This window comes from Halostella pelagica (assembly GCF_004762015.1).
Lineage (GTDB): Archaea > Halobacteriota > Halobacteria > Halobacteriales > Natronoarchaeaceae > Halostella > Halostella pelagica.
The window spans coordinates 546,847-561,848 of sequence record NZ_SJES01000002.1; the positions used below are offsets into that span (position 1 = coordinate 546,847).

The 15,002-nt window shown below is 62.7% G+C and carries 14 protein-coding genes; 9 read left to right on the plus strand and 5 right to left on the minus strand.

What is annotated here, in order from left to right:
* Nucleotides 1–194: 194 nt before the first annotated feature.
* The 3 genes from EYW42_RS07215 to EYW42_RS07225 all read right to left on the minus strand — a co-directional run bounded on the left by EYW42_RS07215 (nt 195) and on the right by EYW42_RS07225 (nt 5,712).
* Complete coding sequence (locus tag EYW42_RS07215; RefSeq protein ID WP_135534574.1) at nt 195–1,910, minus strand: YcaO-like family protein; 1,716 nt, start codon at nt 1,908–1,910, stop codon at nt 195–197.
* Between the two features lie 532 nt (nt 1,911–2,442).
* Nucleotides 2,443–3,261, minus strand: coding sequence for a transcriptional regulator TbsP (gene tbsP / locus EYW42_RS07220; RefSeq protein ID WP_135534575.1), 819 nt, complete (start codon nt 3,259–3,261; stop codon nt 2,443–2,445).
* A gap of 393 nt (nt 3,262–3,654) precedes the next feature.
* Nucleotides 3,655–5,712 carry a hypothetical protein gene (locus EYW42_RS07225; RefSeq protein WP_135534576.1) on the minus strand — a complete coding sequence of 686 codons (2,058 nt, stop codon included), beginning with the start codon at nt 5,710–5,712 and terminating at the stop codon, nt 3,655–3,657.
* 131 nt (nt 5,713–5,843) lie between these two features.
* Here EYW42_RS07225 and glyA point away from each other — a divergent pair, with 131 nt between their 5' ends.
* Nucleotides 5,844–7,091, plus strand: coding sequence for a serine hydroxymethyltransferase (gene glyA / locus EYW42_RS07230; RefSeq protein ID WP_135534577.1), 1,248 nt, complete (start codon nt 5,844–5,846; stop codon nt 7,089–7,091).
* A 161-nt stretch (nt 7,092–7,252) separates the two neighbouring features.
* A complete protein-coding gene (locus EYW42_RS07235; RefSeq protein ID WP_135534578.1) occupies nt 7,253–8,146 on the plus strand; it encodes a bifunctional methylenetetrahydrofolate dehydrogenase/methenyltetrahydrofolate cyclohydrolase in 894 nt (297 codons plus the stop codon).
* A gap of 115 nt (nt 8,147–8,261) precedes the next feature.
* Here the strand turns inward: EYW42_RS07235 and EYW42_RS07240 are convergent, their stop codons facing one another.
* Nucleotides 8,262–8,975 carry a DUF7117 family protein gene (locus EYW42_RS07240; protein WP_135534579.1) on the minus strand — a complete coding sequence of 238 codons (714 nt, stop codon included), beginning with the start codon at nt 8,973–8,975 and terminating at the stop codon, nt 8,262–8,264.
* A 355-nt stretch (nt 8,976–9,330) separates the two neighbouring features.
* On the opposite strand from EYW42_RS07240, the gene EYW42_RS20515 reads away from it, so the two are divergent.
* Both EYW42_RS20515 and EYW42_RS19765 read left to right on the plus strand, forming a co-directional pair.
* Entirely contained in the window at nt 9,331–9,684 is a 354-nt protein-coding gene (locus EYW42_RS20515) for a DUF7528 family protein (protein WP_135534580.1), read from the plus strand.
* Between the two features lie 38 nt (nt 9,685–9,722).
* Complete coding sequence (locus EYW42_RS19765) at nt 9,723–9,869, plus strand: hypothetical protein (RefSeq protein ID WP_168192974.1); 147 nt, start codon at nt 9,723–9,725, stop codon at nt 9,867–9,869.
* 170 nt (nt 9,870–10,039) lie between these two features.
* Here the strand turns inward: EYW42_RS19765 and EYW42_RS07250 are convergent, their stop codons facing one another.
* Nucleotides 10,040–10,318: an amphi-Trp domain-containing protein gene (locus tag EYW42_RS07250; RefSeq protein ID WP_135534581.1), complete on the minus strand. Its 279-nt coding sequence runs from the start codon at nt 10,316–10,318 to the stop codon at nt 10,040–10,042.
* A gap of 297 nt (nt 10,319–10,615) precedes the next feature.
* Here EYW42_RS07250 and EYW42_RS07255 point away from each other — a divergent pair, with 297 nt between their 5' ends.
* From EYW42_RS07255 to EYW42_RS07275, 5 genes are all read left to right on the plus strand, one after another.
* The gene (locus EYW42_RS07255; protein ID WP_135534582.1) at nt 10,616–10,891 is read left to right on the plus strand and encodes a PadR family transcriptional regulator; all 276 of its coding nucleotides are present in this window, start codon (nt 10,616–10,618) and stop codon (nt 10,889–10,891) included.
* A gap of 130 nt (nt 10,892–11,021) precedes the next feature.
* On the plus strand, nt 11,022–12,293 hold the full coding sequence (locus EYW42_RS07260; protein ID WP_135534763.1) for an MgtC/SapB family protein: 1,272 nt from the start codon (nt 11,022–11,024) through the stop codon (nt 12,291–12,293).
* Nucleotides 12,294–12,347: 54 nt separating this feature from the next.
* Entirely contained in the window at nt 12,348–13,724 is a 1,377-nt protein-coding gene (locus EYW42_RS07265) for a class-III pyridoxal-phosphate-dependent aminotransferase (RefSeq protein WP_135534583.1), read from the plus strand.
* Between the two features lie 309 nt (nt 13,725–14,033).
* A complete protein-coding gene (locus EYW42_RS07270; protein WP_202613825.1) occupies nt 14,034–14,264 on the plus strand; it encodes a HalOD1 output domain-containing protein in 231 nt (76 codons plus the stop codon).
* A gap of 362 nt (nt 14,265–14,626) precedes the next feature.
* The gene (locus tag EYW42_RS07275) at nt 14,627–14,950 is read left to right on the plus strand and encodes a DUF7344 domain-containing protein (RefSeq protein ID WP_135534584.1); all 324 of its coding nucleotides are present in this window, start codon (nt 14,627–14,629) and stop codon (nt 14,948–14,950) included.
* Nucleotides 14,951–15,002 lie beyond the last annotated feature (52 nt).

Consider the following 15,002-nt stretch of genomic DNA (forward strand, 5'->3'; position numbering starts at 1 on the left):
AGCGCGTCGGTTCCGACAGTTCGTTCCTGTAGCATCCCCCCACACGTCGCACAGTCCAGATCGAACTCGGTAGTCATACTCCCCCCGTTCTGAAACTGCGTTCGCTCATGATAACAAATAGCACACCGCCAGAAACTACGGCGGTTGTCGTGATAAAGCTACTGTACAGCCGTACAGAGGCGTAATACCGGCAGTCAGGGGTACGGATGGTGGTCGCGCCCGAGTCGGGGGTCGTGCCCGAAGTCCGCGGGGACGGTTCGGGCGCGGTCGCCGAAGACGGGTTCACCCGTGAACAGGGGTTGTGCGCCTGGCACGACGACGCGAACCGCCGCGAGGTCGATCGCGGATACGTCTCGTGGCGTGAGTTCGGCCGCGTACGGCGTCAATCCGGCCTCAGTCACGCGCTCGATTACGGCTTCGAGTTCGGCCGGTCCCGAAGGGAGTTCGTCCGGGCCGACGTCGGCGCTCGGAACGACCCCATCCACATCGAGGAACTGCTCGGCGGCGGGCGGATAGTCGGCGTACTCCGCGATTGCGCTCGGGTCCTCGGCCGACTCCTCCGGTCCCATCGACCTGAGTTCCATCCAGTTCTGGATCGCCTCGGCCAGAGCGGCCGTCGCCGCGGCGTCCGGATCGAGGTCTGCGTCGGACCCGACCGCGAACCGGGGCCACCCGCTCTCGCGGTGAACAGCGACGCTGACCACCGGCACGTCCACGTCCTGTGTCACGAGCAGTGGCGTCACCGACAGGTCTTCGGCGCGGGCCCGCCGGGCGAGCGTGCCGAACCGGTCGTCGTCCACGCGGAGTTCAAGCGGGTCGAACGTCGAGTACCAGGCGATCATCGTCGCGTCGCGCTCTATCACCTCGTACAGGCCGGACAGGAGGGCACCGACGCCGGAACTCCCTAACCCGAGACCGGTAGTGATCGTCTGTAGATACCGCTCCTCCGGCGGCGGGAAGTGGACCGCTTCGGCGGGGAGAAACGCCTCTTCGTCGGTGACGAGATTCGCGCCGGGAACCCATCGGATCCGGTCATCGACCGCCTCGCCGGGTCCCCGAACGAGACTCGCCGGCGAGACGGCATTCGGCAGATCGTCGGGTGCGCCGACCGTGAACTCGGAATCGCGGTAGACGCCGGCGCTGTACCGTTCTATCGCCTCGCCCAGCGCCTTCATGAACGCGCCGTCCCAGTCGCCGGCGACGCCGGCCGCCTTCCGTGCGGCCGAAGCGTCGCTGAACCCCTCCGTATCGGCGTTTTGCGCCAGGTAGTACGGTGCCGGGAAGGACTCGATTTCGCCGACTGAGTTGACGATACCGACTCGCTCGTCCAGCGCTCGCTCCGCGCGCGACAGCGCAGCCTGCAGTTCGACCGACTCGTACTCGCGGTCGAGTGACCAGTCGCGGCCCTCAGCGCACTCGCATCCCGGAACGGGCAAGAATTCGCGACGAGCGTGGGGGAACTCGACGACCCCACCGAGCACCGAGGAGTCCTCGCCGGAGAGCAGCGCTACCGCCTCGTGTCCGGCCACGGCACCGGCGACTCGGACGGCGCTGCGGTCGGCCGAGGGTTCGGCGGCGAGTACGTCCTCCGCGGCGTTCGCCGCGACGCGCTGGCGAAGACATTGGTAGCACCCGGATGACGGGCTGAACCCGGACACCGCCGCGTCGATATCCGACAACGGAACGCCGCCGACGCCGCTGATTTCGACGGCCAGCCACGGCGTCCCGCCGTCGCGCGCCGCGCGGTTTACTGCATCGAACGAGTCGTCGCCGGCGACACCGGTGACGACCGCGAAGTCCGCCGCGGCGACATCCTTCGGGTCGCCCGACTCGGTCTCAACGCCGACGTCCGAAAGCGCGTCCCCGACGGCGTCGAGCGCGGGCCCGCTTCCGACGAATGTGACGTCCATGCGCGAGTAGTCTCTAGGAGAGAGCAAAAGCGCGGCGACTCTACGGGACGGACGAAAGCGTGACCGAGCGGCGCTCGCCAGATAGCCGTAGACTAACCGTACAGCCCGTTTTCAGCGTTCGTTCGGTTCGTTCGATGGCTCTAAAAACGCACGTACGCAGTGTGGGTCGGGGAGGAGTGCCGCAGGTATCGAGGGAGTGGGCTGTGATCGGAGCGGTCGCAGAGACGGAAGAGTGCGGTAGCTGAGGAGAGCGACGCGGTAGCGGAGTGTAGCGGTAGCGGAGCGGAGCGAAAGCAGAGTGGAAGCGGAGTGGAGCGAAAGCGGAGTGAAAGCAGAGTAGAGCGGTGGCCGCGTTCGGATGCGCGAGCGGAGCGAGCGCGCCGAGCGGACGGGGGAAGGCAGGTACTCGGAGCGTGTCGCGGCGACCGCCGCGACCGCGCAAACTGGCGGCCTTAGCGAGAATCGCGGAGCGATTCTGGCGGTGGACATAAAAAGGGCGACGTGAGCGCCGCCAGGCGCTCACGAGGGCTTTTTAGTGGAGAATAGACTGGGCGACGCTCGCGACCTGGTCGTTGTCCGCGTCGCGGAGACGGTCGTCGCCGAGTTTCAGACGGAGGCGCGGGCGGCCAACGTCGATGGGGACCTTCTCCGTGTCGATGAGGCCCATGTCTTCGAGTTTGGTCTTGGTGCGGGAGAACGTCGCTTTCGAGGCGATGCCCACGTCCTCGCCCCACTTGCTGATGTCGTACAGCAGCGCTTCGTTCTTTGCCGCTACGAGGAGGCTGATCGTCACTTCGTCGAGACCGTCGCCGTCGCCGCGGGCGGTCTCCAACGTGTCGAGAATTCGCGAGAAGTCCTCTTCTGCCTGCGGGCTGATGTCCTCGGACAGGCTTTCGCGGACGCGGGTGATCGGGGGAGTGCGGAGGTGGTACTCGTCGGCCTCTTCCCACTGAGTGCGGTACGTGTCGTATGCGGCGTCGACGAACTCCTCGTCTTCAGTCGTGAGGCCGCCGACGCGACTGCCGGCGTCGACCAGTGCGATGACGGTGTCGTCGGTGACGAGCAGAGAGTTCTCGCCGCCGTCGTCCATCGTGCGAAGCGAGAGGATCCCCTCGTCGAGGAGGTCTGCCGCGTTACTGGCGACGATGAAGTCGTCCATCACGCCCTTGAGCGTCCGTTCGTCGGCCAGCATTCGGATCTCGGGAACGTCGCCGCTGACGTCCGTCGCAACGCGGATCACGTCTTCGATCGTATCGGCTGCCGGATTGACGACGACTACCTCGTCGTCCGCGTCCGCCAGTACTGTGGTCAAGATATCGTCTAACTGCCTGTCGAGTAAATTCGAGGTCATGCCTGTACGGGAGAAAGGGGTCCGCCATACTTAATTTTACTGGCCGGTGATGTGGCAAATCTCGCCTGAGGACCTCTATCAAGCCTATTTACGACAGGTACAACGAGATACATAACAGAATTAGTATGGGATTTATCAGCTGCGGAGACGGATCCCCGGTTCGACAGGGTTCTGTCAGCTGTCGGTTCCTGTTCGAGTGTGCCTTGCACGGTGAACGGAGGTTTCGTACTGATACGGACTGTTGTAACTGTGTACCGGTATGCGCCGACCTCGTGTCGGCGCTATCCGGAAATGACTTACAGCAGTCCGTATGAGTCGTCCGGGGGCGTACGCGACCGAAAACACATCCGGTTCGGACCGCGGCTGCAAGGCGGCTGTGGTGGCAAAAGAAAGCTACAGGTTTCCGTACAGTTCGTCCGTCCAGTACACGTCACCGTCGTAAATGACAGGCATCTCTGTCCGGTTGAGAAACGAACGCGTCGAATCGTAGTCGAGGACGTACTCGGATTCGTTCCCGCAGAGATACGCGTACTCGTTCTCGTCGACGGACGGCCGGTAGAACGCGCCCAGTTCGTTCGCAGAGAACTGGTCGTAGGTCAGGAGGAAGTTACCCTCTTCGAGCTTCTGTAGCCGTACCGTCGCCGGAAGGTGGTTGCTACTCTGGGTCAGGACGTGGGTCCCGTCCCCGACGACGGCGTAATCCTTACCCATCATAATGCGGCGTCTCGCGAGTCGCATCGCGCGCTCGATACCGAACCCGTGAACGAGCAGCCGAGCGAACGTCGACCCGACCTTGACCGCGTGATCGTTGAGGACCTCGCAGAACGTGACCGCACCGGCAACGCTCCCCTTCTCGACGAGTTCCTTCCCCTCGTGATACGAGCCACAGGCGTTGAGAAAGAACGTCTCGGCGTTGCACTCGGTCAAACTGCTGGCGGGAAGATATCCGTCGGCGCAGCACAGCCCCTGGTCTTCGCAGTGGCCGATGTAGTGGACGAAATCCGTCTGTGACTCGAAGACGGCTGCGAGGTCGTTTTTCGAGAGACGGTGTTCGACGGTCAGATCGAGCGGGATATCTTCGCCTCGTTTCCGGTAGATCCGTTCGACATCAGCGTGTTCGGCTGCCATGTCGTCGTCGTTGAGAACGACCGTTACGGAGGTAGTCTCGCTCTCCCGTTGGAGATACGAGAGCCGGTTCTCGTACGCGGTCTTGGTCGATTTGAACACGTCTATCGGCACGCCGTCGGCCAGCCAGCCGTGGATCCGGCCGCCCCGGAGTTCGGGTTTGACGACGTTGACGGACGCGACCGTTCCTGCACTGCCCGGCGTGGCCCGATAGAAGTCGTCGAGCGACCGTTCGATGAGTTCGGGTCCTTCGAGCTCCGAGGTCCGCGGCCTGTACACGAGACTCATGTCGTCCAGCAGGAAGGGGAGGCAGTCGACCCGTTTCGGGCCCGGTTCGACGTACGCCGAGAGGTGCCAGTCGGGGAGGCGCTGTTCGATAGCGCCGTACGGAACGTCGGCGTACTCCGCGAGACGCTCGGCGGGGGATAGCTCGTACAGGGCATCTACGTCGAGACGCAAGGCGTCGAGCAGATTGTTCTCGGCGAGGTTCGTCCCGTACGGTCCCGCGTTGCGCACGAGACAGTCCATGAAAAACACCTTCCTGAGGAGACGCGTCACGTCGCGTTCGAGGTCCGGGAAGGCGTCCAGTTCGTAGCAAAAGCCCGTCGACGGCGCTCGCAGGACGGGCGCGTCTCGGTCCTCGGTAACGACTGACGCCTGCAGGTAGTACGCGAGCGGGGCGAGCACGAACAGTTCCGGAAACGACGGTTCGACGGCGAGTTCGATCCCCGTCTTCGGCGTTTCCGCGGCGATAGCGTCAGGTATCGACGCCTCGGTTTCGTTGGTTTCGACGAGCGGAGGGTGACCGCGAAGGGTCGGATACGACCGTTCGGGTCCGGTAGTTTTGTGAGACGACGAGAGATGCGTGAGGGCCGTGGCTACCCCTTCCGGCGTCGGTGGAACCCGGATAACGCCGGACGGCTGTTCGTGATGGCTTCGGAATCCGACGGTACAGCGACTGTGTTCGGGAAACGTGACGATAACCTCGCCACCGGATTCGGCCGTCCGCACGGTTACGGGACCGTCGAACTGCGCGTACACCTTGATCTCGGCGTCTGCATCAGCGACGTACTCGTCCGCTGGAAGTTCAAGCGGGGTCATCTGGCCGTTCAGTTCGTAGCGCTCCGCCGTCGAGACGGACGTGAGATAGAGGGCGTCGACCGGGAACCGTAACTCGTTGGCCGCACAGTCGACGGCCGCGTCGATAGGCCGCGGGAGGTCGGCGTTTCCGGCTCGGAGTTCGAATCCGGGCGCAGCCACCGAAAGTTCGGCGTCGTCGTTGTCGACAACCCGGAGGCCCGATTTCGTCACCTCCCACTCGATCATTCGAGTGGGAAGATGACGTTACAACAGGTTATTCTTTCGGAATGTTGGATGCTATCGCGACACATACAAACCGCGGGAAAACCCGTCACCGGAAAGATACACTTATGGATGGCGCTGTCCCGCGTTGAAACATGAACGACGACCACGTTAGCGAGGTCGATCCGGCGGTCGCCGACGCCCTCGCCGACGAGGTGGAGCGCCAGCAGGACACGCTGGCGATGATCGCGAGCGAGAACCACGCCAGCGAGGCCGTCCTCGAAGCCCAGGGGAGTACCCTCACGAACAAGTACGCTGAGGGGTACCCGGGCTCCCGTTACTACGGCGGCTGCGAGAACGCGGACGTCGTCGAGGAACTCGCACGAGAGCGCGCTACCGAACTATGGGGCGCGGACCACGTCAACGTCCAGCCTCACAGCGGTACCCAGGCTAACATGGGCGTCTACCTCGCCATGCTCGAACCAGGCGACAAGATCCTCTCGCTGGATCTGACCCACGGTGGACACCTCTCGCACGGTCACCAGGCCAACTTCACCGGCCAACTGTACGAGGTCGAACAGTACGAAGTCGACGCGGAAACGGGGTACATCGACTACGATGACCTCCGTCAGCAGGCCGAAGAGTTCGAGCCGGACATCATCGTCTCGGGATACTCCGCCTACCCGCGCGAGGTCGAGTGGGATCGCATTCAGGCGGCCGCCGACGCCGCCGACGCGCTGCATCTCGCCGACATCGCCCACATTACGGGTCTGGTCGCGGCGGGCGTCCACGACTCGCCCGTCGGCGTGGCGGACTTCGTCACCGGCAGCACCCACAAGACGATCCGGTCGGGCCGCGGCGGGATCATCATGTGCGACGAGGAGTACGCAGACGCCGTCGACAGCGCCGTCTTCCCCGGCAGTCAGGGCGGCCCCCTCATGCACAACATCGCCGGCAAAGCCGTCGGCTTCAAGGAAGCGCTCGAACCGGAGTTCGAGGCGTACGCAGAGCAGGTCGTCGAGAACGCGAAAGTCCTCGGCGAAACGCTACAGGACCGCGGATTCAGCCTCGTCTCCGGCGGGACGGACACCCATCTCGTGCTCGCCGACCTCCGCGACTCTCATCCGGACGTAACCGGGAGCGACGCCGAAGAGGCCCTCGAATCGGTCGGCATCGTCCTCAACGCGAACACGGTTCCCGGCGAGACGCGGTCGCCGTTCGTCGCGAGCGGTATCCGGGCCGGCACGCCCGCGCTAACGACGCGCGGATTCGGTGTCGAGGAGATGGAACAGGTCGGTTCCTGCATCGCCGACGTGATCGACAACATCGGCGACGAGGACGTGATGGCTGAAGTTTCCGAGCGCGTGCAGGACCTCTGCGACGAACACCCGCTGTACGAGTAAGCCGCGCCGCTTGGCGCGATGCGCGCGTCGCACGACAGACCCTTTTTCGCCGTCGCGCCTATGGCAATCAGATCCACGAACATGCATAGAATCTGATCCTTCACTCGGAATATAGGCACGAATCCGAGAGTTGAAGGGCACCGCGGCCCCTCGTTCACGCAATGACGCACGTCATCGACGGCAACGCCGTGGCCGACGATATCCGAGACGACCTCTCCGTCGCCATCGACTCGCTCGCCGACGCGGGCGTGACGCCCGGTCTCGCCACCGTCCTCATGAGCGACAACGGCTCCAGCGAGACGTACGTGAAAATGAAACAGCGCGCCTGCGAGGAGGTCGGGATCGACGGCATCCACGTCGAGATAGACGCCGACGCCCCCGCGGAAGAGCTGTACGAGACGATCGACGACCTGAACGACGATCCCGAAGTCCACGGCATCCTCGTTCAGATGCCCGTCCCCGACCACGTCGACACGCACGAGGTGCTGCGCCGGGTCGACCCGATGAAGGACGTGGACGGCTTCCACCCCGAAAACGTCGGCCGCCTCGTCGCGGGCGACGCCCGGTTCAAGCCCTGCACGCCGCACGGCATCCAGCGACTCCTCGCCGCCGCCGGCGTCGACCCCGAGGGAAAAGACGCCGTCGTCGTCGGCCGCTCCGAGATCGTCGGCAAGCCGATGGCCAACCTCCTCATCCAGAAGGCCGACGGCGGCAACGCGACCGTCACGGTGTGTCACTCCCGCACTGACGACCTCGCAGAGAAGACCCGCAACGCCGACATCGTGATCGCCGCGGCCGGCGTGCCGGAGATGATCGACGGTTCGATGATCGGCGAGGGCGCGACCGTCATCGACGTGGGCGTCAACCGCGTGGACGCTGACACCGACAAGGGATACGAACTCGTCGGCGACGTCGAGTTCGAGAGCGCGAAGGAGAAAGCGAGCGCCATCACGCCCGTTCCCGGCGGCGTCGGCCCGATGACCATCGCGATGCTGCTCTACAACACGGCGAAGGCGGCAGGGTTGCAGGAAGGGGTTACCGTGGACCTGCCCTGAAAGCGGTTAATCCGACTCTCCATTTAAGTGTCTCTCGCGACAACGGGTCATAGTGAGCGGTTCTTCGGGAAACGATGCCGCCGAGCGGTGCCGCTCGGTGTCATCCAGTGTCCGCTCAGTCAGCGAGGCGGTCTACCCTGTCCTGTGCGTTCGCCAGCGCGAGTTCGTCGCCGTCCCGCACGTACGCCGCAATACCGCGCATCGCTTCGACCAGCATGTCCGCCGTTCCGGGGTCGACACTCCCCGAGAGCGCCCTGACGCGTTTTTCGTGTTCGCCGACCATCTCCAGCGTGTTCTCGACGGCCGGATCGTCGCCGTCGTGCCACTGGCGGAGGTCCCGGCGGTACTCCCGGACCGCGTTTGCAGCGGCGAGACCGCGAGCCTCGGAGAGCGATTCGGGAACAGTGCTCGCGTCCGGTCGCTCGCCGGCGTCTGCGCCCCGGAGTAGTTCGAGGAAGTAAAGCTCCTCGCGCTCGGTCGGCTGAAACGACCGACCGAACACGTCCGCCGCGTGCTGCAGTTCCGACGCGGCTAGGTACGTGTCGTCGAGGTCCGTCAGTTCGCCGCCGCGGACGAACCCCCGCTTGCGAACGTACTCGCGACACGCTTTTTTTGCGGCCTCCGCCACCCGGTGTAGCGGATCCGTGTCAACCCGTTCGCGCACGTCCGTCAGGTCGAAGTCGACGGGGCTGGTCGTGTGGAGTTTGCGCTCGCCGTCGACGCCGACGCTGTGCATGCTCCCGCACTCGGGACAGGAAACGGTTCCAGTCTCGTAGTACGACCACCGCGACCCGCAGTCCTGACACTCGCGTTCGCCGCGGATCTCCATGGCCGGCAGTTCGGGCCGGGCCGTCAAAACTCCGGCGACGTTCGTCTGGTGGATCCGAATCCGCTCGGCGGTCCTGCAGACCGATCTGCACGACCATCGGGGTTTATCATTTGTCCGGGCGTACGGCCGAATACCATGTCGTCTCAGGCTCCCACGACCGACGGTGCGGAGGATAGAGTAAGTCGCCACACGGCGACTGGTCGAGAAATTCTCGACCGAACGTAACGGGGATTTCTCGCACGAATACGCCGACGACCGGCGAGGCAGATCGGACAGTACTGACAGTGATCGACCCGTCACTGTTCGAAATGACGGGGGGACGCTCGTTCTGGACACCGGAACCGAAACCCGAGAGCTGACGCGTTCGGAGGCCCGGCAACTCCGGACTGCGCTCAGTGACGCGCTAACCGAGCGCCGAGAGTTCGTCAGGACCGCCGGCACCTACCGCGAAGACGGTGCGTACGTCGTCGAACGTCGCGGTGTGGAATCAGCGGGGCACAGGAAGGTGTTCGAGTCGACCGACGAGTGCCGTTGTCTGTACGACCGGCTCCCCGAGGAGTTTACCGCCGACGACGTTCGCCACGCCGGCGTCACCGGCGGGCGTCGGCACATGCTCGTCTGGCACTTCGTCGAACACGACGCGTTCGACTGCGAACTGGTTTCGAGACAACCGCTAACGGCGAGAAAGGAGGGACCAACCAACGGATAAGACTGGGGTTCTTACCGGCGGCGACCGAACTCTCGTCCATGCGCTCAGAAGAAGAAGTCCGCGAACAGTACGAGTTTCTGAAGGAGGAGTTAGAGAGCGAAGATATGAACCACGAGGGCGTCAGACAGATGTTCAGCTACTACCGCCGGGCGCTGGGATGGGTGCTGGAAGAGGAACACATGTGACTCCCCTCGGAAACTATCAGCCGCTCGTCCCGTGTCGTTACATTTAAGGTATCAGCGCTACTTCGTTCAGTTGACGCTTCGCTTGGAGGGCCGAAGCGTCAGCGGGGACCAATTCAGGGCGGCAAGCGAACCACGCGCGCTTTTCACTCGCATGGTTCGCTTTCCATTTCCTATTCGATACGTAAATCACCGTCAGCGTCCGCTCCGTCGCCTTTGTCCCACTCGACTTCGAGTTCGAAACTCATCTCGTCCGGACCGGACCCGGTCTCCCGTTCGACCTTGATCTCGAACGTCGGCGACGCCGGCGGGTCGACGGTGACGTTCTCGTCGCCCGCCGCGAACGTCACGGGGTCGCCGCCGTCAAGTTTGTCAGCGACGTCGCGAAGCGCGGCGGCGATCTCGGAACGACTTCTCGCGCTCTCAGATTCGAAAAGAACGGTTTCTGCCATGGGCTATCGTACGTCTCCCCCGGATATATACTGTTGGTTGTCCCGTATGTCCACTCGTTGCCGCGGTTTCGTCGGCGGAGTTCGACCGGCGAGCCACGATCGTTTACCGCCGACAGAACTCCCGTATCCGTTGATAACCAGTTCGACATATCGATGAGAATTACCACTTAGGTCAGATTAGTTAAATTTAGGTTGTACCCCAGAAACATCGGATTAGTCGCCCGTTTTCGCCGATACTCGACTGTGAGTCGTTATACTTATTTTATTCCGATAGTAACGTTCTTGCGTACTTAACCAATGTACGACCTGACAGGATTTCAGCGAGATCTGCTGTATGTGATCGCGGGCGAGGAGGAGCCACACGGTCTCGCTATCAAGGAAGAACTCGAAGCGTACTACGAAAAAGAGATCCACCACGGCCGGCTGTATCCGAACCTCGACACGCTGGTGGACAAAGGGCTCGTCGAGAAGGGCCAACGCGACAGGCGGACGAACTTCTACACCCTCACCCGCCGCGGCCGCCGCGAGATAGAGGCCCGGAACGAGTGGGAACAGCAGTACGTCGAAGCATAAGTAGGAATTCGGTCGTTCGGCAGGTCGGTCCGACCGTGTTTCAGGTGGCCCGCCACCGGTTTCCCGGTCCCCAGTCACGCCGCTACTGCAGTCAACTATTAACTATCCGAACGGCGTACCGTCGAAGGTGTTGGGACCAGTCGCGCAGATATCGTCGGTGCCGCTCGAAAGTACCGTCGTCCGGATAGCGCTCGCGGGAGCGCTCGGCCTGTTTCTCGGCCTCGAACGGGAGTGGTCCCACAAGTCCGCCGGTATTCGGACGTTTTCGCTCATCGGACTCCTCGGTGCGGTGTTTGCCGTATTGGACCGCCCCGAACTGCTGGTTATCGGCGGCATACTCGTCATCGTTCAGGGCGTCCTCCTCGCCAGTCAGGGTCTCCTGACTGACCCCGAGGATGCCGGCCTCTCGCTTACCACTTCGGTTTCGATGTTAGTGGCCTACGGCGTCGGGGTACTCGTCGCCACTGGGTTCATCCTGGAGGGCGTTATCGTCGCCGTCCTCTCCTCGCAGCTACTCGTACTGAAGCGGGAGCTCCACCGCTTTGCGGGGAACCTCTCGCGGGAGGAGATGCAGTCTGCAACGGAGTTTGCGATCCTCGCGTTCGTCGTTTTCCCACTGCTCCCGACGGGGTCGGTGACGGTGGGGTACGAACCGATTACGGTGTCGTTCGAACCGCGCGTCGTCTGGTTGATGGTCGTCACCGTCGCCGCCATCGGTATCGTCAACTACGTCGTGGTACAGACGTACGGCGGCCGCGGCATCGCCGTTACCGGGTTCTTCGGTGGACTGGCCTCTTCGACCGCCGTCGTCGGGACGATGTTAGACCACGTGCGGCAGACGCCCACCGCCGCCTCGTACGCGGTGGCCGCGATCCTGCTCGCCGACGCGGCGATGGCGCTGCGGAACCTGGCTATCGCCATCGCGTTCACCTTTCCGAACGTTCTCGTAGACGCGGTGTTGCCGCTGGGGACCGTGATCGTCGGGAGTTTCGCTATCGCGGCGTACACCGCCGACTGGGGTGAATCTGTCGAGATGGAACTGGACGACCCGTTCTCCCTGAAGAACGCGCTCGCGTTCGGCGCTATCTTCGCGTTCGTCATCGTCGGCGGTGCTGTCGGACAACAGCAGTTCGGCTCGGCGGGGTTCTACGTCGCGACGTTTCTCTCCGGACTCGTTTCTAGCGCTGGCGGCACCACTTCAGCCGTCGTTCTCTACCGGAACGGGACGGTCGACCAGACGACGGCGGTGTTCGGTATTCTGCTCGCCACCGCGTCGTCGATCATGGTCAAAGCGGTCCTCACCCTGATGGGGCCGAGCCGCGAGTTCGCCTACCGGGTCGCCCTCTGGAGCGCTGTCCTCCTTCTCACGGCCGGCACTGCGTCGCTTGCGGCCGGCTTGTAAGTATTGCCCGAACCGTAACGAATTATTTATGGGATACGTCGCCGTAATGGTGATATGGACCGCCACACTGCGGAGCCCCGGGTGACGGAACTGCCCGGCAAACGGGCACAGGAGTGGGTCGACTACCACCACGACGCGGCCGCCAAGACGACGTACGTCTACGAATTCGTCTGGGACATCACCGAGGACGCCGAAGGACCGTTCTGTACGGACGTCGACGGGAACGTCCTCCTCGACTTCACCAGTCACGTCGCCGCTGCTCCACTGGGGTACAACAACCCCAAGATACTGGAGAAACTCCGCGAGTTCGACATCGTCGACCCGCTGAAGATCGCCGGACAGGACTTCTACGCCAGCGGCGGTTGGCCGCCGGAAGACCCCGAATTCCCCGGGCCGACGCAGTTGATGCACGAACTGACAGACCGGACGGACCACTACGACATGGACACCGTTTTTCTCTCTAACTCCGGCGCGGAAGCGGTCGAAAACGGGATCAAGGCCTGCTACGACCACAGCGACGGCGCGAACTACGCCATCACCTTCGACGGAGCCTTCCACGGACGAACGCTCGGTGCGCTCTCGCTCAATCGCTCGAAATCCGTCCACCGACGGGAGTACCCCGAAGTCGCCGGCGTCCACGACGTACCGTTCTGTGATAGTTCGGGCTGTACGCGGTCGTCTTGCGACTGCGGATTCTTCCCCGGCGACGCCGACGACCCCTCCATCTTGCGGCGGAAACTCGACCCGAAGCAGGGGCATATCGACCCCGACGAAGTGGCATTCCTGATCATGGAACCGATCCAGGGCGAGGGCGGTTATCGCTTCCCGAGCGACGCGTTTGCCGAAGAGATTCAGGACGTCTGTGCGACCCACGACATCCCGCTGATCGCCGACGAGATCCAGGCCGGCGTCGGCCGAACCGGAGAGATGTGGGGGGCAGACCACTACGCGATCGAACCTGACGTGATCACGAGCGCGAAAGGGCTCCGCGTCGGCGCGACTATCGCCAACGAGGACGTCTTCCCGGATGAGAAGTCCCGCCTCTCATCGACGTGGGGTGCCGGCGACGTGATCGCCGCGATGCAGGGCGTCCTGACGCTGGAAGCTATCGACGAATACGACCTGATGGACAACGCCGTCACGCGCGGCGAACAGCTAATGGACCGTCTCCGCGAGACCGACGACGAGATCGTCACGGACGTCCGCGGGAAGGGGTTGATGGTCGCCGCCGAATTCGACAGCAAGGAACGCCGGGACGACGTGATGGAGGCAGCACTGAATCGGGGTCTGTTGACGCTCGGTTGCGGTCACCGGACGCTCCGTCTGTTGCCTCCGCTCGACGTCACCGAACGGGAGATCGACCTCGCCGCGGACCTGCTGGACGACGCGATTCAGGACGCCACGCCGACGGCGAGCGTCGGCAGCGAGTGAACCGTCGACTGCGTGCTACAGGCTGACGTGTGGAAACGCGTCGATAGCCGGCGTCCGGTGCGGTCTGCAAGGAGCCCGCAGTTCCTTGTCGGACACCTCTACTGCTCTCTGCCCGGACTATCGTAGCCATCGCACGATACAGATGGTCGCCGGATCGGGCGGAGAACAGTGTGAATCGTTTCGATAGCTCTTGCGAGCCGTTCCTTGCGGAGGGCGAGTACGACTTGCGCAGCGCTCCACGCTCGAAACCCTTGGCCAGTTTATATTAGTTTCAATTATCTTATCACGGTGTTCATTGTGGTCCGGGTCGTGAGTTCGCATAGCACAGCGATGGAGAGAGATGAATCGGTTGCCCTCGAAATCATACGAGAGATCGCAGAGAGAGAGAGATGCGAGTACACCGACCTCCCACCACTCTACGAAGCAGTGGATCTAGAAGCCGCAACGGATCTTCTCGAATCAAACGACGTGCGGATCGAGTTCGATTACTGTGGCTACGGCATCGTTCTGGAGAATCGAGAATTCACCCTCAAAGGCTGAGATCAGTCACACCTGAGCAACTATCGGTGGATCGGACTGGGATTTCCGTTACAAACACCGATCTCTGATCGGAGACTCTCCGGAGATTTCATCGGTCTCTATCCACGTACGGCCACGGATCTGTACGTCTACACTATTTCACACGGGGCCGATGTACAACCCTGTGTTCTGTGCCACACAATTAAACAATCCTCGGCAGATCTACGGCTCTAGTTAACTTCCCACACATTTTTGCAGGTTGACCATGATATCACGATCAGATGATGCTGCCTGTCGATAGTCCCTCTGAAGAGGAAACGAATGGTAACGACCGCGGACGTTATCGTCTCATTTCTGACGGAGGGCAGTCCCCGTTAGACAGGATGTTCGATTCTCTCCGGGGGCAGCGCCGTCGGCATCTACTCTATTATCTGGAAGAACGGGACAGCACTCGCATCGAAGATGCGGCCCGTTTCATTGCGGCGCGCGAACGCGATTGTGATCCCGCAGACGTGCCTGCCGATGTCGCTGAACGGGTGAGAGTCACACTCTATCACGTTCACCTCCCGAAACTAGCCGAGAACAATATCGTCGAGTACGACCGGCGGAGTGGTGCGATGCAGTTTCAGGACCCTCCGGACGGGATGTCCGATCTGATCGATCTGTGTTATTCTATCGAACAGGGGGACGAACAGCGGAGCGAATGACGCTTCCCCCGCATCAACGGAGAGACTCGCTCGCTGGAGGCGGTCAGAGACC